This is a genomic window from Sphingomonas sp. (genome assembly GCF_035317925.1).
Lineage (GTDB): Bacteria > Pseudomonadota > Alphaproteobacteria > Sphingomonadales > Sphingomonadaceae > Sphingomonas_I.
Genome location: NZ_DATHFV010000093.1, coordinates 1 through 15,464 on the forward strand (window position 1 = coordinate 1; position 15,464 = coordinate 15,464).

Genomic DNA, 15,464 nt, shown 5'->3' on the forward strand with positions numbered 1-15,464 from the left:
CCGGTTCTGCCAGCCCGAGCACCACCAACACGACGAGCGCCGCCACCTCGATGGCGAGGAAGATACCAGTCACAAGCGCATTCACGCGAATGTTGAGCAGCGCACACAGGGTCGATCCGACCACAACGGCAATAGCCGTCGGTATTTGCGGCAGACCGGGAATGACCGTGCCCAGCACCGCGCTCACCCCCAGCCCGACAACGGGAAGGAAGATGACGTTGTTGAAGATGTTGATGCCCAACACGACAAAGCCCGACGCCGGGCCGATCGTACGCGCCACCATCACATATTCGCCGCCCGACACCGGGAAGGCCGAGGACAATTCGGCATAAACATAAGCGGTGCCGACGCAGACCAGACCCGCGAGCAGAAATGCCCATAATGCCCCGGTGCCCGCCAATTGCAGCATGCCGGGTATGATAATGAAGACCGACGAAGCCGGTGTCGTTGCAGATAGGGTCAGGAACAGCATGCCGAGCATGCCGAGACAGCGCGGCAACACCTGGGGAATCGGCAATTTTGCCCCGGCCGATTGTTCCACTTTGTTCTTGCCCCGCCCGAAAACGCTTTGCCTAACAGGCTTTGGCAAATTCGAAGCCCCCGCGCCACCAGCGGCGTCCTCGATGCAGCGTAAGTCCCGCTATTCGGCCGCCTCGGGCAGTTCGGGCAGATCAACCGCACTAAGCTTGGTCATCGGGCGGACGGCGGTGTCGATCAGCGGCAGCGGATCGATTATCTTGCCGCCGGTTTCGACGCTCAGCCCTTCGAAGCGCTTGGCCTGGGTCAGCACCTGGCTTTCGAGGCTGCCGACGAAATCGTTATAGGCGGTGGTCGCCTGACCGAGATTGCGGCCGAGCCGCTCGACATGCTTGCCCATAGTCTGCAGCCGCGAATAAAGCTCCTTGCCGAGCCGGCCGACCTCTTCCGCCTGCTTGGCCAGCCCTTCCTGCCGCCACATCCCCGCCATCACCTTGGCGAGCGCGAGCATGTTGATGGTCGAGGCGATGATCACCCCGCCGCGGAAGCTCTGCTCGATCAGATCGGGTGCGCGTTCGGCGGCGGCGGACAGGAAATGCTCGCCCGGGATGAACATGATCACGAAATCGGGCGAGAGATCGAACTGGCGCCAATAGGATTTGCGGCCGAGATCGGTCGCATAGGACTGCATCGCCTTGGCATGCGCCAGCAGCAATTCACCGCGCCGCGTCTCGTCCTCCTCGTCGAACGCCTGCTCGAACGCGGTCAGCGGGCATTTGACGTCGATCACGATGCAGCGCCCGCCTGGCAGCTTGATCACGCAATCGGGGCGCAACTGGCGCTCGCCGTCCGAAACCGCCGCCTCCATCTCGAAATCGACATTCTCGGCGAGGCCGGCGGATTCGAGGATCGTCCGCAACTGCTCCTCGCCCCAGCGGCCGCGATGCTTGGGGCTGGAACGCAGCACGTTGGTCAAACGCGCGGTTTCTTTGCGAACAAGATCATTGCCTTGCGTGAGGCTACTAACAGCCTCTTTCAAGGCCTCATAGCTGCCGACGCGTTCCTTCTCGACCTTCGCCAAACCCTCTTCATAGCGCTTGAGCGTGGTCTCGACCGGCGTCAGCAGCGCCTTCAACTGCGCCTCGCCCTTCTCGTTCGCCTGCGCGAAACGCTGGTCGGCCCGCTCCAGGAATGCCTTCTGCGCCTCTCCCAGCAACTTCGCCCCGACCTCGCTGAACTGAGCGGAAAGCGCATCCTTGGCCTCCCGCAACTCGATCATACGGGCCTCGAACGCGTGCATCCGTTCGCTGGTCGACGCACGCTCCACCGCAAGGTCCCGCAACGCGACGTCACGCTGAGCCACAGCCTCGCCGAGCTGCGTACGCAGCGGCTGTACCTCCGCCGCCTGCGCCTCCGCCTTGGCGGCCGAACCGGCACGCGCGAACCAGCCGACGGCCAATCCCGCCAGCAGCGCCACCAACCCGATTACCAGCGTCAAAGCCATGCCCACTCCCGAGAACGAAATGCGAACTTAGCGTGTGATACGCCATGGCTCAAGCGCGTTCACCCGGTCCCTCGCGCGTCATTCCCGCGCAGGCGGGAATCCATATTCCCCGACGCAGCGGTTCTTTCTCGGTCGGGGAGTCTATGGATTCCCGCCTGCGCGGGAATGACGATGCAGGTGCGGCTTGAACCGAGACGCGCGCCGTGGAAGTTGGGGCCGATGTCCACTGATCTCGAAATCGCCCGCGCCGCCACCCTCAAACCCATTTCCGAGATCGCCACCGGGCTCGGCATACCGGACGAAGCGGTCGATCAATATGGGCGGTTCAAGGCCAAGCTTTCGCTCGACTGGCTTCGCGCCAATGCGGGATCGTCCAGGGGCAAACTGATCCTCGTGACCGCGATCAGCCCCACGCCCGCAGGCGAAGGCAAGAGCACGACCTCGGTCGGCCTTGCGGATGCGCTGTCGCTTTCGGGAAGAAACACCCTGCTCTGTCTGCGCGAACCCTCGCTCGGTCCCTGCTTCGGCCAGAAGGGCGGCGCCGCCGGCGGCGGCAGAGCACAGGTCGCGCCGATGGAGGATATCAATCTCCACTTCACCGGCGATTTCCACGCCATCACCAGCGCGCACAACCTGCTCGCGGCGATGATCGACAATCATGTCCATTGGGGCAATGCGCTCGATATCGACGTGCGGCGGATCACCTGGCGGCGCGTGATGGACATGAACGATCGCGCGCTGCGCGACATCGCCCAGTCGCTCGGCGGCCCCGCCAACGGTTTCCCGCGCGAAAGCGGGTTCGACATCACCGTCGCATCGGAGGTGATGGCGATCCTCTGCCTCGCGACCGATCCTGACGATCTGCGCGAACGGCTTGGCCGGATCATCGTCGGCCGCGCGCGCGATCGGCGCCCGGTGACCGCCAAGGATCTGAAGGCCGACGGCGCGATGGCAGTCCTGCTCAAGGACGCGATCCGGCCCAACCTGGTGCAGACGCTCGAGAACAACCCCGCGCTCGTCCATGGCGGGCCGTTCGCCAATATCGCGCATGGCTGCAATTCGGTGATCGCGACCAAGGCCGCCTTGGGCCTGGCCGACTATGTCGTGACCGAAGCCGGCTTCGGTGCGGATCTGGGCGCGGAGAAATTCTTCGACATCAAATGCCGCCAGGCCGGCCTCACACCCGCTGCCGCCGTGATCGTGGCGACGGTGCGCGCGCTCAAGATGAATGGCGGGGTCGCCAAGGCCGATCTCGGCACCGCCGACGTCGCCGCGGTCGAGCGCGGCGGGGTCAATCTCGCTCGTCATATCGAGAATGTCCGCCAGTTCGGCGTCCCGGCGGTGGTTGCGATCAACCATTTCGGGACGGACAGCGCGGAGGAAATCGAAGCGGTACAGCGCATCGCCCGCGCGCATGGCGCCGAGGCGGTCCTGTGCCGCCACTGGGCCCAAGGCGGCGCGGGCGCGGTCGAACTGGCCGAGAAGGTCGCGGCGCTAGCGGATGGCCCCAGCCAGTTCGCGACCCTCTATGACGACGACCTGCCCCTGTTCGACAAGATCAACACGGTCGCCACCCGCATCTACCGCGCCGAACGCGCCGAGGCCGATCCGCACGTCCGCGCCCAGCTCGCGCGCTGGGAGGCGGAAGGGTTCGGCCGCCTGCCCGTGTGCATGGCCAAGACCCAACACAGCTTCTCGACCGACCCGGCCGCGCTCGGCGCCCCGACCGGGCATATCGTCCATGTGCGCGAGGTGCGGCTCGCGGCGGGCGCGGGCTTCGTCGTCGCGATCTGTGGCGAGTTGATGACCATGCCCGGCCTGCCGCGCGTACCCGCCGCCGAGACGATCGGATTCGATGCGCACGGCAATATCGAAGGCCTGTTCTAGACGGAACGGGCGGATGGGCGCAGGGTTAGGGAAATAACGATCCAGGAGAGCGCCTAATGTCCGTCCGCAAGATGATCGCCGCACATCCCCTGGCTCACGGCCATGTCAACGAGCCGATGGCCGAGGCCGCGAAGCACGCCATGTATTGCGCGATCATCGCCACCGCCTGCGCGGATGCCTGTTCGGGCGAGGACATGGACATGCGGCAGTGCATCCGCATCTGCCTCGATACCGCAGACGTCTGCACAACCATGTCGCGGATGGCGGTGCGTCAGACGGGGGAGGACAATAAGGCGCTACGCGCCATGTTCCACACCTGCATCGAGATTTGCGAGATCTGCGCGGCGGAATGCGCGAAGCACGACCACGACCACTGCAAGCGCTGTGCGGAAATGTGCCGCGAATGCGCCGACGATTGCCGCAAGGCGTTGGCGACCGTCAGCGCTTAGACGCGGTCGTTGGCGAAGCTAGCGCACCCCCGCCGCAGCCGCCGCCACATGCAATTCGCGCCAGGCCGGCGCCCGGGCAAGCGCTGCGCGATATTTGGCCTGCGCGCCGTCGCGGTCGCCCTGGCGCAGTAGAACATCGCCCCAAGCCTTCAGCGGATCGGCCCAATTGGGTCCATGCTGGTTGGCAGCTGCGAGCATTCGCGCAGCGCCGGCAAGATCGCCATGGCGGGCCAACGCCAGGCCCCAGCTATAATAACCAGCAGGCAGATCGGGCGCGAGCTTTACCGTTGCGGCGTAAGCGCGCTGTGCGGCCGGCCAGTCGCCGCGATGATCGAATATGTCTCCACGAAAGCGGTAGCAATCGACGAATGACCCCGCAGCGTTCAGCACCGCGTCGGCCTTGTCCGGATGGCCAGCGGCCTCCTCGACCGGCGCAACCCAGCAATTATAGCCCGGATATTGGCTCGACACTTCCGGGTTGGCATAGGCTGTAGCGAACGCCTCCATTTCGCTGAGCGCCAGCGCGGCATCGCCCCGCTCGGCTGCAATCCGTCCACGGATGAAATGTCCCATCGCCGCCACCGTTGGGTCAGCCGCGTCAGCCAGCGCGGTCTGTAGTTGCAGGTCGGCTTCGGCGAAATCGTGCTGACGTACGGCGATGTCGGCGAGCGGGGGACCGCTGGCAACGACGGTGGATCCGACGCCGCCATGCGCCTCCGCGTCCGCGGTGATCGAGGCCCGTGCCGGCTGCAGGTTCCAGGTCAGCGTATCGGCATTCTGGTAATAGAGTTCGGGCGCCCCGCCCGGCCTGCCCCCGGCAATCCGCTTCATCGTCTCGCCCGCGCGCCAGGCATCTTCCTCGCGGCCCATGCCCCACAGGGAGTTCATGATGTTGTTATGCGCTATCCAGTAATCGGGCTTGATCGTGACCGCCCGCAGATAGAGTTTGAGCCCGTCCTGGAGCGGCGCGCCCAGCGACGACAGCGCATTGGCCCATTGGTTGAGAATATAGGGCCGGTCCTCTGGCGGCACGTTGGCATAGATCGTCTTGGCGAGGGGGACGATCTCGGCATTCCGACCCATATTGGCCAGGTAGACGAGATACAAAGCCGGCTCGGACTGCGCGTAGATATATTCGGCGGCCTGGCCGGTGAGCTTGTCGAGATCGGTGGCGCCGCCCTCGAACGTCTTGGGCAACAGGCCGCTGCCGCGCACGGTCAGCGCCAGCCCGCCTTCCGGCGTCTGCACCAGGTCGCCCTCGATATGGATATCGTGGCCAAACCGCGCCTTCAGCAGCCGGTCGATCTCACCGATCGATACGCCGGTCTCCGGTACTTCGAGCCGGATTTCGCCGGTCCATGCATTGGAGATATGGCGCTTGCTGCTCGCGCTGCGGGTCGAGGCTTGGAGCTGGGTCAGCCGGTCGAGCACACCCGCGCCGACGACCTCGCCGCTCAGACCGCGTATGGCGAGTGCCGGCGGCGCGCTGAACGGATCGATCACCACCGATCGCGACGTGAAAGCGTCGTGGATCATCACCACCAGCCCGACGCCGATCGCGGTGACGATCAGGGCGAGAAGCAACTGAAACGCAATCCGCAGCTGATCGGACAGGCGCTTGCGCTTGGCCGCGCCGATCCCGAGCTCGCGTTCCTCCTCGAAATGATGCGCTTCAAGCCGCGTGAGCCGTGTCTGCTCTTCCAGGTAGGACGTCAGAATCGGATGCAGCTTGGTACCCTTGGCCGATGCCTGCAGGATGGCCGCGGCCGCCAGAGGATCTAGCTTCGAGGTGCGGCGCTGGGTCTCGCCATCCTCGGCTTCGCCGCCCAGCAATCCTTCAACCAAGCCTTCTGCCACGCAATATCCCCCTGCGCCGCGTTCTTGGCACAGCCGCGATACGTGTCAACCGACGCAATTCCGGGCAGCCCGCAATCCCGCTTATTGTGCGCGAGCGCTTGCGACGAGCTTAAGCCGCCTTTTTCTGGCGCTTCGCTTTTTCAAGCTTCTTCAGCACCATCTCACGCTTCAGGCGCGAGAGGTGATCGATGAAGAGAATCCCCTCCAGATGATCCATCTCATGCTGGAGGCAGGTCGCGAGCAGGCCGGTGATCGCCTCGTCATGCTGGACGCCCTTCTCGTCGAGCCAGCGCGCATGGATCGCCGCCGGACGTTCGACCTCGGCATATTGATCGGGCACCGACAGGCAGCCCTCATTGTAGATATTGAGGTCTTCCGAAGGATCGGTCAGCTCGGGATTGATGAAGACCAGAGGCTTGCGGATCGGCTGGCCGTCGGCATCCTCTTCTTCCTGCAAGTCGATCACCAGCACGCGCTTGGGCACGCCGATCTGGATCGCGGCAAGGCCAATGCCGGGCGCTTCGTACATCGTCTCGAACATATCGGCGATCAAAGCGCGCAGATCGTCATCCACCGTCTCGACAGGGGTGGACTTGACGCGCAACCGGGGGTCCGGCGCCTCGATGATCGGACGGATAGTCATTTCGCCAATTTAAGCCGCGGGCGCGCTGCCTTCAAGGTCGGGTTCCCAAAGCTCGATCGGATTTTGTTCCGGATCGTGGATGCGCGCGAAGCGGCCGAGCCCCGGCATGTCCCATTCGGGTTTGGTGATGACCTCGATCCCGGCGTCGCGCAGGCTGGCGATCAGCCCGTCCAGATCGTCCACGCGCAGATTGAGCATCCACTGCTTGTCGGCGCCGAAATAGTCGGTGTCCGCCTTGAACGGGGCGAAAACCGAAGGGCCCGCCTGCGGCTGCCAGACGCCATATTCGCCGGCGCCGACGCCAAGATGCGTCGAATACCATTTGGCGAGCGCGGCCGGGTCCTGCGCCCGAAAGAAGAAGCCGCCGATTCCGTTGACGCCCATGTTCGGTCCCCCGTCGTGCCAGTGAAGGCCGGGGTCCTTGTCTCACGACTGGCCGCCACGCGGCAAGATCAGGATACGGGCCGCCGCGCCCGCAACGCCTGCGCCAGCGTGCCTTCGTCGAGATAGTCGAGCTCGCCACCCACCGGCAGTCCGTGCGCAAGCTGGGTGACGCGCACCGGGAAGCGCTCGATCCGCTCGGCGATATAATGCGCGGTGGTTTGGCCTTCGAGCGTGGCATTCATCGCCAGCACGACCTCGTCGATCCCGCCGCGCTCGATCCGGCCGACGAGGCTGTCGATCGTCAGATCCTCAGGCCGCACGCCTTCCAGCGCCGCCAGCCGCCCGCCCAGCACGTGGAACCGGCCCGGGAATAGCCTGGTGCGGTCGAGCGCCCATAAATCCGCCACCTCCTCCACCACGCACAGCATACGCGCGTCGCGGCGGGGATCGGCGCAGATCTGGCAGGGGTCGGACGTGTCGACATTACCGCAGGTCGTGCAGGTCGCGAGTTTAGCGCTCACCGCCTCCAGCGCGCGCTGGAGCGGCACCAAAGCCGCCTCGCGCTTCTTGAGCAGATACAGCACCGCACGCCGCGCCGAACGCGGCCCCAGGCCCGGCAGGCGGGCCAGCGCCTGCGTCAGCGCGTCGATCTCGGGGGAAGCCATGTACTGCTGATATGGGCTTGCCATGCCGCTTGCCAAGCGCTTGAGCGCAGACATGCGCATCATCTTCATGGGGACGCCGGATTTCGCGGTGCCGACGCTCGAGGCTTTGCATGAAGCCGGGCATGATATCGTCGCGGTCTATACCCAGCCGCCGCGTCCCGCGGGGCGCGGCAAGGCGGACCGTCCCTCCCCCGTCCAGCTGCGCGCGGAAGCGCTCGGCATCGAGGTCCGATCGCCTAAATCGCTGCGGAACGCGGAGGCTCAGGCGGCTTTTGCGGCGTTGGAGCCCGACGCCGCGATCGTCGCCGCTTATGGCCTGATCCTGCCGCAGGAGATTCTCGACATTCCGGTATGGGACTGCCTCAACGTCCACGGCTCGCTGCTGCCGCGCTGGCGGGGCGCCGCGCCGGTCCAGCGCGCGATCCTGGCCGGCGATGAGGAGACCGGCATCACGATCATGGCGATGGAAGCGGGACTCGATACGGGCGACATGCTGTCGGTCGAGCGCACGCCGATCGGCGACAAGGATGCCGGCCAGCTGACCGCTGAGCTCGCGAAGATGGGCGCGCGGATGATGGTCGACGTGTTGGCCGATCCGGGCGCCTTCCTCGCCGAAGAGCAGCCCGAAGACGGCGTCACCTACGCCGCCAAGATCGACAAGGCCGAAGCCAGGCTCGATTTCGCGCAACCCGCGATCCAGGTCGAACGCCAGGTACGCGCCTTCGCGCCCGTGCCCGGCGCCTGGTTCGAACACGCGGGCGAGCGCGTGCGCGTGCTTGCGGCCGATGTGATGGATTTCCAGGGGCCCGCCGGCACCGTGCTCGACGATCAACTCACTTTGGCTTGTGCCGCTGGCGCGATCCGCCCGCGCACCGTCCAGCGTGCCGGGCGCGGCGTGATGACCACCGCCGAACTGCTGCGCGGCTTCGCCATTCCGGCGGGCACGAGGTTCGCGTGACCCGCTTCCGCCTGACGGTGGAATATGACGGCCGGCCCTATATGGGCTGGCAGCGCCAGGCGCACGGCCCCTCGGTCCAGCAGGCGATCGAGGACGTCGCCAACGCGATCACCGGCGAGACCGCAAGCCTCCATGCCGCCGGCCGCACCGATGCCGGCGTGCACGCGCTGGCGATGGTCGCGCATGTCGATATCGAAAAGGCGTTCACGCCGTTCCGGCTGATGGAAGCGCTCAACGCTTTGCTCAAGCCGCAGCCGGTCTCAATCACCGCCTGCGCGATCGTCCCCGACGACTGGCATGCGCGTTTTTCGTGCATCGGTCGCGACTATCTCTACCGCATCGTCAACCGCCGCGCGCCGCTCGCGCTGGAGGCCGGCCATGCCTGGCGGATCGCGCGCGCGCTCGATTCGGACGCGATGCAAGACGCCACCCAGATCCTGGTCGGCAAACATGATTTCACGACCTTCCGTTCGGCCCATTGCCAGGCCGAGAGCCCGATCAAGACGCTCGACCGGCTCGATGTCCGGCGCGAGGGCGACAAAGTGCTGATCGCGGCGTCGGCCCGCTCCTTCCTTCACCATCAGGTGCGCTCGATGGTCGGCTGCCTGTCGATGGTCGGCAAGGGTCAATGGTCGGCGGACGATCTGCGTGCGGCGCTGGAGGCGAAGGACCGCGCTGCGCTCGGCCTCAACGCGCCGCCCGACGGCCTTTATTTCGTCAGCGCGCGCTATCCAGCCTGACCAGGTCGGCGAGCGGCGCGCCGCGCGTATTGAACCCCATCCAGGCATCGGCGACCGCGCCGATATCCAGCGCGATCCCACCCAGGTCGCGGATACGTCCGCAATAGATTTTGCCCAGCAGGCCGCCCGCGACCAGAAACACCGCGCCCGGATGCGGCACGGTGAGCTCGGTCATCAGCCGATCGTAGATTTCGGGGAAATGGCGGCCGCGGTCGCCAGCTTCGCGCAGGCGGCCGAGCCGCCCCTCGCCCGGTATGTCGTAGGAGACGACCTGGCCGATGCCGAGCCGCGCCTGCAGCCGCACCGCCAGATCGGGGTGCGGCCCGATCACGCCGAGGAAATCCAGCCCGCTCAGCAGGTTGGCCAGGAACGGATCGCCGCGGTCGAGTTCGATATGGCAGGCTGAATCGACGATTCGGCGCTGAGCATCCGGCAGCTTCGCGACGAAATGCTCAACCACCGCCAAATAGCCGAAATTGGCATCGTCCGACGCCAGACGTTCGGCTAGCGGCAGGCCGAGCAAGTCCGCGCCCGCCACCGAAGCCTCGAACGCCTCCATGATCTCATCGAGGCGCGATTTCGCCGTGGCCATATCGCTACCGAACCAGATCGACCACATCAGCCGCCCAATCGCCTGCGCCTCATCGGGCTGGAGCGGCCCGCGCAAATCTGCCCTGCGGCTCAGCAGGAAGCGCCCTTCCCCGTCGCCCAGCCGGACCAGCGACAGGGGGCGACGCGCGGCGATGGCGGCGCGCACCCCGTCACGAAGCTGCGGCGTCGCGAGACAGGTTGGCGAGGCCTCCCTTGCGCGTGCCGCCGCCACCAGCGCGTCACGATCCTGCGACTCCGCCAGTCTGGCGTGCGCGGCCAGTGCGGCGATTGCCTCCGCCAGCGTCGGTCCCCCCGGAATGGTTTCCACGAACGGCTGACCCAGCAAGGCCTCGTCCGCCTGCCGCAGCGCGAACAGTTCATTCAGAAAGGCAGGCTCGCGATAGCCCCGCCGGAACGCCAGCACGAACGGCCGGAGCGCCAGATCGGGCCGCCCGGTCGCCCGCAGCGCCCTGCCCGCCATGATCAGATCGGGATCGTTCCAGACACGAAAAGGCATCGCCGCCTCGGCGACGGCGCTTGCCGCCTCCGGATCGCCCGCTTGCTGCTCCAGCGCGGCATATTCGAACAGCAAGGCCGCATCGGGCCGCGCCCGTACCATCGTTGCCCGATAGGCCAGGCGAGCGCCGCCCAGGTCGCCCATTTCGCGCAATTGCCGCGCACGCGCCAACTGGAGCGGCGCGGTCGGGGCGTGCGGATCGGGGCCGGCCGCGCGCAGATCTCGCGCTTCGGCTTCGTGCCCCCAGGATGCGAGCAGATCGGCGGCGCGGCCCAGCAGTTGCGCGCTGCCCAACGCCAGGATCGGCCCCGCGCCGATCGCTGCCACCGCTCCAGCAACATCGCGCGTTGCTTCGATCCGGTCGAGCTGCGCCCAAGCTTCCTCAATCGCCACCACGCGCCGGAGAAAGTCGTAGATGCGTTCGCTCATCGCGGCTCCCCCGCCGCCAGGCTTATTCGGCTGCGACCGCCTCGACTTTCGCATCCTCCGCGACCGGGAAGTCCTGCTCCTGCAGGAATTTCTCGGCATCCAGCGCCGCCATGCAGCCGGTGCCGGCGGCGGTGACCGCCTGGCGATAGATCTTGTCCATCACGTCGCCGCAGGCGAACACGCCCGGAATACTGGTGCGGCTGGTGCCGGGGACGACGCGGATATAGCCCTCGTCGAGATCGAGTTGGCCCGCGAACAATTCGGTCGCCGGATGATGGCCGATCGCGACGAAGCCGCCATCGACTTCCAGCTGCGATATTTCGCCGGTCTTGGTGTCCTTGAGCTCGATCGCATACAGGCCGCGCTCGGCATCGCCGACGAAGCGCTCGACCGCCTTGTTCCAGAGCGCGGTGATGCCATGGTGCGCGAACAGGCGATCCTGCAGGATCTTCTCCGCGCGCAGCGTGTCGCGGCGGTGGACCAAAGTCACGTCATGGCTGTGATTGGTCATGTAGAGCGCTTCCTCGACCGCGGTATTGCCGCCGCCGATCACCGCGACCTTCTTGCCGCGATAGAAGAAGCCGTCGCAGGTCGCGCAGGCCGAAACACCCTTGCCGCCCAGTTCCTCCTCGCCCGGCACGCCCAGCCATTTGGCCTGCGCGCCGGTGGCGATAACGAGCGTGTCGCACACATAGAGCGCGCCGCCGTCGCCCTTGAGCCGGAACGGGCGCTCCGAAAGGTCGACCTCGACGATCGTGTCCCACATCATTTGCGTGCCGACATGCTCGGCCTGCGCCTGCATTTCCTCCATCAGCCACGGGCCCTGGATGACGTCGCGGAAGCCGGGATAATTCTCGACATCGGTGGTGATGGTAAGCTGGCCGCCCGGCTGGAGGCCTTGCACCACGATCGGCGAAAGCCCGGCGCGCGCGCCATAGATTGCGGCGGAAAGCCCGGCGGGGCCGGAGCCCAGGATCAGCATGCGGGTGGAATGAACGGCGGACATCGAAAACCTCTAATCTCTCGCCGTCCAGATAAGGGCTGAGTACGCCCTTTATCAACCCGCCCTGAGACAGGCGGGTTCAGCGCCGCTTGAGCAGGCGGTCGAGATAGGTATCGCTATGTGGCTTGTTGGGACTTTCCTCCAGCTCCGCGCATTCCTTCTCAAGAAGCGTGCGTATCTCCTGGATTTCCTTGTCCGTTCTATGCTCGATTCCGATGAACTGACCGCGCGCTTCGCTCACTGCGCGGATCAGTTCGTCGAGCTTCGCCTGCATCGCCGCGGCGTCGCGATTCTGCGAATTCTGGATCAGGAACACCATCAGGAACGTGATGATCGTGGTGCCGGTATTGATGATCAGCTGCCACGTATCGGAATAATGGAAGACCGGCCCGGTCACGCCCCAGACGATAATCGTCAGCAGCGCGAGGATGAACGCCAGCGGATCGCCCACGAAACGCGAGATATGATTGGCGATAGCGGTAAAGAAGCGGTCCAAGTTCGTCCCTTCGCTGGATGCAGCGCTAGGGGACGAACAACCGCGGAAAAGGTTGCCAAACTCGCGGCATATTTGCCGCCCATCTTGATGCTGATGGACTATCGCGATGGTAGCGGAGGAGGGACTTGAACCCCCGACCCCAGGATTATGATTCCCGTGCTCTAACCAGCTGAGCTACTCCGCCCCGATGCGGTGCTCCATCGCGAGGCGCGGCCTATATGCAGCGCGCCGAAGCGGGTCAACCGGCGCTTTGCACACTATGGACGGAACCGCGCCTCTGGTTCCACGTTCGCGCTGTTGAATCAGGGAGGATTGGCCGAGATGGACCTGTTGACGCCGCTGGAAACGATCTGTCGCCTGATCATCCGCGCTCGCGAGATGGAGGCGCAGGTTCCGTCGATCGAAATTGACGACGAGGACGATCCCACCGACTCGGACGACGAGTTCGCCGTTCTGGAGGACGAAGCCAATGAGGCGATCGAGGAAGAGATCGTCGCTCTGCTCGATGATCTCGGCGACGATCAGGTGCAGGAGATATTGGCGCTCGCCTGGGTCGGGCGCGGCACCTACGACGCAACCGAGTGGGCCGATGCGCTGGAGGCGGCAGCCGATCCCGATTCCGAGGATCCGGTCGATCAGTTGCTCGATATCCCGACACTCGCCGCCTATCTCGACGCCGGGCTCGCTGCGTTCGACCTGAATTGCGAAGGCATCGGCCAGATCGACTAGAGCCGGCGGCGAAACATGTGACGCGACAGCGGAGCCCATAGTCCGTCGCGATACGACCAGGCCGCGAGCCCTTCGATCGTCACGGCACGCGGCGTGAACCGGGCCGCCAGAGAGGCACGAAGCGCGCGGGCCTCCGCCGGCGGCACCTTGTTCTGGATCGTGACATGCGGGCGCCACCCCGCTTTGTCCTGGGGCATCAGCAGGATCGCGAAGGCATCGGCCAGGTCCGCGCGGATCGCTTCGAGGTCCGGCGACACGATCCGGATCGCGACCCCCTGCCCCAGATCGAGCAACCCGGCCGCTTCGGCGCGCGGGTGCGGGCTTCGCGCCGCCTCGGTCAGCCGCTGCTTCAATTCCGGAGCCAGCGACGGCGGCAAATGATGGAACAGCGTCAGATGCGCGGGCAGCCGGTTGCGCGCGGGCGGATAGTGCGCGCGGCGCAGTCCATCCAGCCAGGCGAAGTCCTCAGGGCCCAGCAAAGCCGAGACGATCAGCGGTTCAGCCGACACCGGCCGCCGCCGCGGTTGCGGGCCATTGTCCCGGCGCGAGCGTAGGACGGCGCGCCAGCAGCGCCGGAGAGAGGCGGCTGACCATCGCGCCATCCTGCACCTGGATTTCGTCCCAACCGAGCGCGTGGAGGCGCTCCCCTACCCCGCCCACGCCGCCTTCGCGCACGACGAGATAGACGATCCGGCCTTCGTCGCAGCTCGCCATGGCATCGACGCTGGTCGCGACGATCTCGCCCGTGCCGCTGCGCACCGGCATTCCTTCCAGTCCGGCCAGCGCGAACAGGGTCGGCGCCGCGGTCTCGGCGCTTCGGGCGCTGGCTTGCTCGGCCGCCATATCGTAACGCGCGCGCCGGCCCAGCCAGCGCCAGACGCCGACGATATCCACCAGCAGCAGGAAGGCGTTGCTCCACAGCAGATTCTGCTGGCCGGTCGCGGCCGCGACGATGATCCAGGCGAGCGCACCCACCGAAAAGACGGCAAAGCCCCAGCCGGTGACGCGCGCGCCGAGATTGGCGGCGGTCATGATCGCGGCGATCATAGTGGCTGCGGGCGCGATCCAGCCGGCGATGCTGAGCATGTCTTTCTCCTCGATCAGTCGGCGATCGAACGCGGATGGAAGCCACGCGATCCGTGACGCCGCGCACGACGCCCCGCGCCGCGCGTGTTGATCAGGTACGCTGTCTTACCTAGATCTCGACTAGATCTCGACCTGGCTGCCGAGCTCGACCACGCGGTTGGTCGGCAGGCGGAAGAATTCCATCGCGCTTTCAGCGTTGCGCAGCATCCAGGCGAACAATTTCTCGCGCCAGATCGCCATGCCCGGCCGCGACGAGGCGATCAGCGTCTGGCGGGCGAGGAAGAAGCTCGTGTCCATCATCTTGAAGCGCGCGCCGCAATCGGTCGCGAGCGCGAGCGCGGCGGGCACGTCGGGCTCTTCCATGAAGCCGTAGCGCACGACCAGGCGATAGAATCCGGCCTCAAGATCCTCGAACCAGATGCGCTTGATCGGATCGACATAGGGTACGTCCTCGATCTTCACTGTCAGCAGGATCACGCGCTCGTGCAGCACCTTGTTGTGCTTGAGGTTGTGGAGCAGCGCATGCGGCACGCCGCCCGCGGTCGAGGTCATGAACACCGCCGTGCCGGGCACGCGCGTCGCCGAATTGACCGCCGACTTGATGAACACCGGCACCGGGATCGCCGCCTCGCGCATCCGCTCGATCATCAGCCCGCGCCCGCGCGACCAAGTCGTCAGCATGATGAAGATGATGAAGCCCATCAGCAGCGGGAACCAGCCGCCGTCGGGCACCTTGGTCAGGTTGGCGCTGAAATAAGCGAGATCGACGATGCCGATCGCGGCCAGCAGGATGCCCGCGACGATCTTGTTCCATTTCCACAGCTGGAACAGCACGACCGAGACCAGGCAGGTATCGATCAGCATCGCGCCGGTGACGGCGATGCCGTAGGCTGCGGCCAGGTTGGTCGAGGACCGGAAGAACAGGACCAGCAGGCACACCATGATCATCAGCGCCCAGTTGATCGCCGGGATATAAATCTGCCCGGCCGAGCTCGCGCTGGTATGCTCGATCCTGAGGCGCGGCATGAAGCCCAGCTGGATCGCCTGCT

General features: G+C 65.8%; 17 protein-coding genes and 1 tRNA gene. 5 read left to right on the forward strand and 13 right to left on the reverse strand.

Annotated elements, in window-relative coordinates:
- Together VK533_RS07190 and VK533_RS07195 are read right to left on the reverse strand one after the other, a co-directional pair.
- Nucleotides 1-502, reverse strand: a 502-nt coding sequence (locus tag VK533_RS07190; RefSeq protein WP_324376185.1) for an amino acid permease, incomplete at its 3' end; no start/stop codon positions are given.
- 138 nt (nucleotides 503-640) lie between these two features.
- Complete coding sequence (locus VK533_RS07195; RefSeq protein ID WP_324376186.1) at nucleotides 641-1,981, reverse strand: DNA recombination protein RmuC; 1,341 nt, start codon at nucleotides 1,979-1,981, stop codon at nucleotides 641-643.
- Nucleotides 1,982-2,200: 219 nt separating this feature from the next.
- On the opposite strand from VK533_RS07195, the gene VK533_RS07200 reads away from it, so the two are divergent.
- Complete coding sequence (locus tag VK533_RS07200; RefSeq protein ID WP_324376187.1) at nucleotides 2,201-3,868, forward strand: formate--tetrahydrofolate ligase; 1,668 nt, start codon at nucleotides 2,201-2,203, stop codon at nucleotides 3,866-3,868.
- Between the two features lie 56 nt (nucleotides 3,869-3,924).
- Nucleotides 3,925-4,317 (forward strand): four-helix bundle copper-binding protein, encoded by a 393-nt coding sequence (locus tag VK533_RS07205; protein ID WP_324376188.1) that lies wholly within the window; start codon nucleotides 3,925-3,927, stop codon nucleotides 4,315-4,317.
- 18 nt (nucleotides 4,318-4,335) lie between these two features.
- Here the strand turns inward: VK533_RS07205 and VK533_RS07210 are convergent, their stop codons facing one another.
- The 4 genes from VK533_RS07210 to recR form a co-directional block, all read right to left on the reverse strand.
- A complete protein-coding gene (locus tag VK533_RS07210) occupies nucleotides 4,336-6,174 on the reverse strand; it encodes a tetratricopeptide repeat protein (protein WP_324376189.1) in 1,839 nt (612 codons plus the stop codon).
- Between the two features lie 109 nt (nucleotides 6,175-6,283).
- Nucleotides 6,284-6,817 carry a peptide deformylase gene (gene def, locus VK533_RS07215; RefSeq protein ID WP_324376190.1) on the reverse strand — a complete coding sequence of 178 codons (534 nt, stop codon included), beginning with the start codon at nucleotides 6,815-6,817 and terminating at the stop codon, nucleotides 6,284-6,286.
- A gap of 9 nt (nucleotides 6,818-6,826) precedes the next feature.
- Nucleotides 6,827-7,201 carry a VOC family protein gene (locus tag VK533_RS07220; protein WP_324376191.1) on the reverse strand — a complete coding sequence of 125 codons (375 nt, stop codon included), beginning with the start codon at nucleotides 7,199-7,201 and terminating at the stop codon, nucleotides 6,827-6,829.
- Between the two features lie 68 nt (nucleotides 7,202-7,269).
- Nucleotides 7,270-7,866, reverse strand: a complete 597-nt coding sequence (gene recR / locus VK533_RS07225) for a recombination mediator RecR (protein ID WP_324376201.1) — start codon at nucleotides 7,864-7,866, stop codon at nucleotides 7,270-7,272.
- Nucleotides 7,867-7,918: 52 nt separating this feature from the next.
- Between recR and fmt the strand changes: the two genes are divergently transcribed.
- Both fmt and truA read left to right on the forward strand, forming a co-directional pair.
- Nucleotides 7,919-8,824 (forward strand): methionyl-tRNA formyltransferase, encoded by a 906-nt coding sequence (fmt, locus tag VK533_RS07230; RefSeq protein WP_324376192.1) that lies wholly within the window; start codon nucleotides 7,919-7,921, stop codon nucleotides 8,822-8,824.
- Nucleotides 8,821-9,564 (forward strand): tRNA pseudouridine(38-40) synthase TruA, encoded by a 744-nt coding sequence (gene truA, locus VK533_RS07235; RefSeq protein WP_324376193.1) that lies wholly within the window; start codon nucleotides 8,821-8,823, stop codon nucleotides 9,562-9,564. The genes fmt and truA overlap by 4 nt, the downstream gene beginning before the upstream one ends.
- Here the strand turns inward: truA and VK533_RS07240 are convergent.
- The 4 genes from VK533_RS07240 to VK533_RS07255 all read right to left on the reverse strand — a co-directional run bounded on the left by VK533_RS07240 (nucleotide 9,542) and on the right by VK533_RS07255 (nucleotide 12,784).
- On the reverse strand, nucleotides 9,542-11,101 hold the full coding sequence (locus tag VK533_RS07240) for a hypothetical protein (RefSeq protein ID WP_324376194.1): 1,560 nt from the start codon (nucleotides 11,099-11,101) through the stop codon (nucleotides 9,542-9,544). The two genes, truA and VK533_RS07240, sit on opposite strands and share 23 nt — an antisense overlap.
- 22 nt (nucleotides 11,102-11,123) lie before the next feature.
- Complete coding sequence (gene trxB, locus VK533_RS07245) at nucleotides 11,124-12,107, reverse strand: thioredoxin-disulfide reductase (protein WP_324376195.1); 984 nt, start codon at nucleotides 12,105-12,107, stop codon at nucleotides 11,124-11,126.
- 76 nt (nucleotides 12,108-12,183) lie between these two features.
- The gene (locus tag VK533_RS07250) at nucleotides 12,184-12,600 is read right to left on the reverse strand and encodes a low affinity iron permease family protein (protein WP_324376196.1); all 417 of its coding nucleotides are present in this window, start codon (nucleotides 12,598-12,600) and stop codon (nucleotides 12,184-12,186) included.
- A gap of 107 nt (nucleotides 12,601-12,707) precedes the next feature.
- Nucleotides 12,708-12,784, reverse strand: a tRNA-Met gene (locus tag VK533_RS07255).
- Between the two features lie 137 nt (nucleotides 12,785-12,921).
- Here VK533_RS07255 and VK533_RS07260 point away from each other — a divergent pair.
- Entirely contained in the window at nucleotides 12,922-13,329 is a 408-nt protein-coding gene (locus VK533_RS07260) for a DUF3775 domain-containing protein (protein WP_324376197.1), read from the forward strand.
- On the opposite strand, the gene VK533_RS07265 is transcribed toward VK533_RS07260, so the two are convergent.
- The 3 genes from VK533_RS07265 to VK533_RS07275 form a co-directional block, all read right to left on the reverse strand.
- Complete coding sequence (locus tag VK533_RS07265; RefSeq protein WP_324376198.1) at nucleotides 13,326-13,838, reverse strand: 2'-5' RNA ligase family protein; 513 nt, start codon at nucleotides 13,836-13,838, stop codon at nucleotides 13,326-13,328. The genes VK533_RS07260 and VK533_RS07265 overlap by 4 nt on opposite strands.
- Complete coding sequence (locus tag VK533_RS07270) at nucleotides 13,828-14,415, reverse strand: PRC-barrel domain-containing protein (RefSeq protein ID WP_324376199.1); 588 nt, start codon at nucleotides 14,413-14,415, stop codon at nucleotides 13,828-13,830. Before VK533_RS07270 ends, VK533_RS07265 begins: the two co-directional genes overlap by 11 nt.
- A 120-nt stretch (nucleotides 14,416-14,535) precedes the next feature.
- A partial coding sequence (locus VK533_RS07275) for a KUP/HAK/KT family potassium transporter (protein WP_324376200.1) occupies nucleotides 14,536-15,464 on the reverse strand: 929 nt, incomplete at its 5' end.

Coding starts and splice junctions, on each gene's coding strand:
- VK533_RS07270 (WP_324376199.1), bottom strand. CDS start 14,415: ATGCTCAGCATCGCCGGCTGGATCGCGCCCGCAGCCACTATGATCGCC.
- VK533_RS07260 (WP_324376197.1), top strand. CDS start 12,922: ATGGACCTGTTGACGCCGCTGGAAACGATCTGTCGCCTGATCATCCGC.
- VK533_RS07200 (WP_324376187.1), top strand. CDS start 2,201: ATGTCCACTGATCTCGAAATCGCCCGCGCCGCCACCCTCAAACCCATT.
- recR (WP_324376201.1), bottom strand. CDS start 7,866: ATGGCTTCCCCCGAGATCGACGCGCTGACGCAGGCGCTGGCCCGCCTG.
- trxB (WP_324376195.1), bottom strand. CDS start 12,107: ATGTCCGCCGTTCATTCCACCCGCATGCTGATCCTGGGCTCCGGCCCC.
- VK533_RS07195 (WP_324376186.1), bottom strand. CDS start 1,981: ATGGCTTTGACGCTGGTAATCGGGTTGGTGGCGCTGCTGGCGGGATTG.
- fmt (WP_324376192.1), top strand. CDS start 7,919: ATGCGCATCATCTTCATGGGGACGCCGGATTTCGCGGTGCCGACGCTC.
- VK533_RS07220 (WP_324376191.1), bottom strand. CDS start 7,201: ATGGGCGTCAACGGAATCGGCGGCTTCTTCTTTCGGGCGCAGGACCCG.
- def (WP_324376190.1), bottom strand. CDS start 6,817: ATGACTATCCGTCCGATCATCGAGGCGCCGGACCCCCGGTTGCGCGTC.
- VK533_RS07240 (WP_324376194.1), bottom strand. CDS start 11,101: ATGAGCGAACGCATCTACGACTTTCTCCGGCGCGTGGTGGCGATTGAG.
- VK533_RS07205 (WP_324376188.1), top strand. CDS start 3,925: ATGTCCGTCCGCAAGATGATCGCCGCACATCCCCTGGCTCACGGCCAT.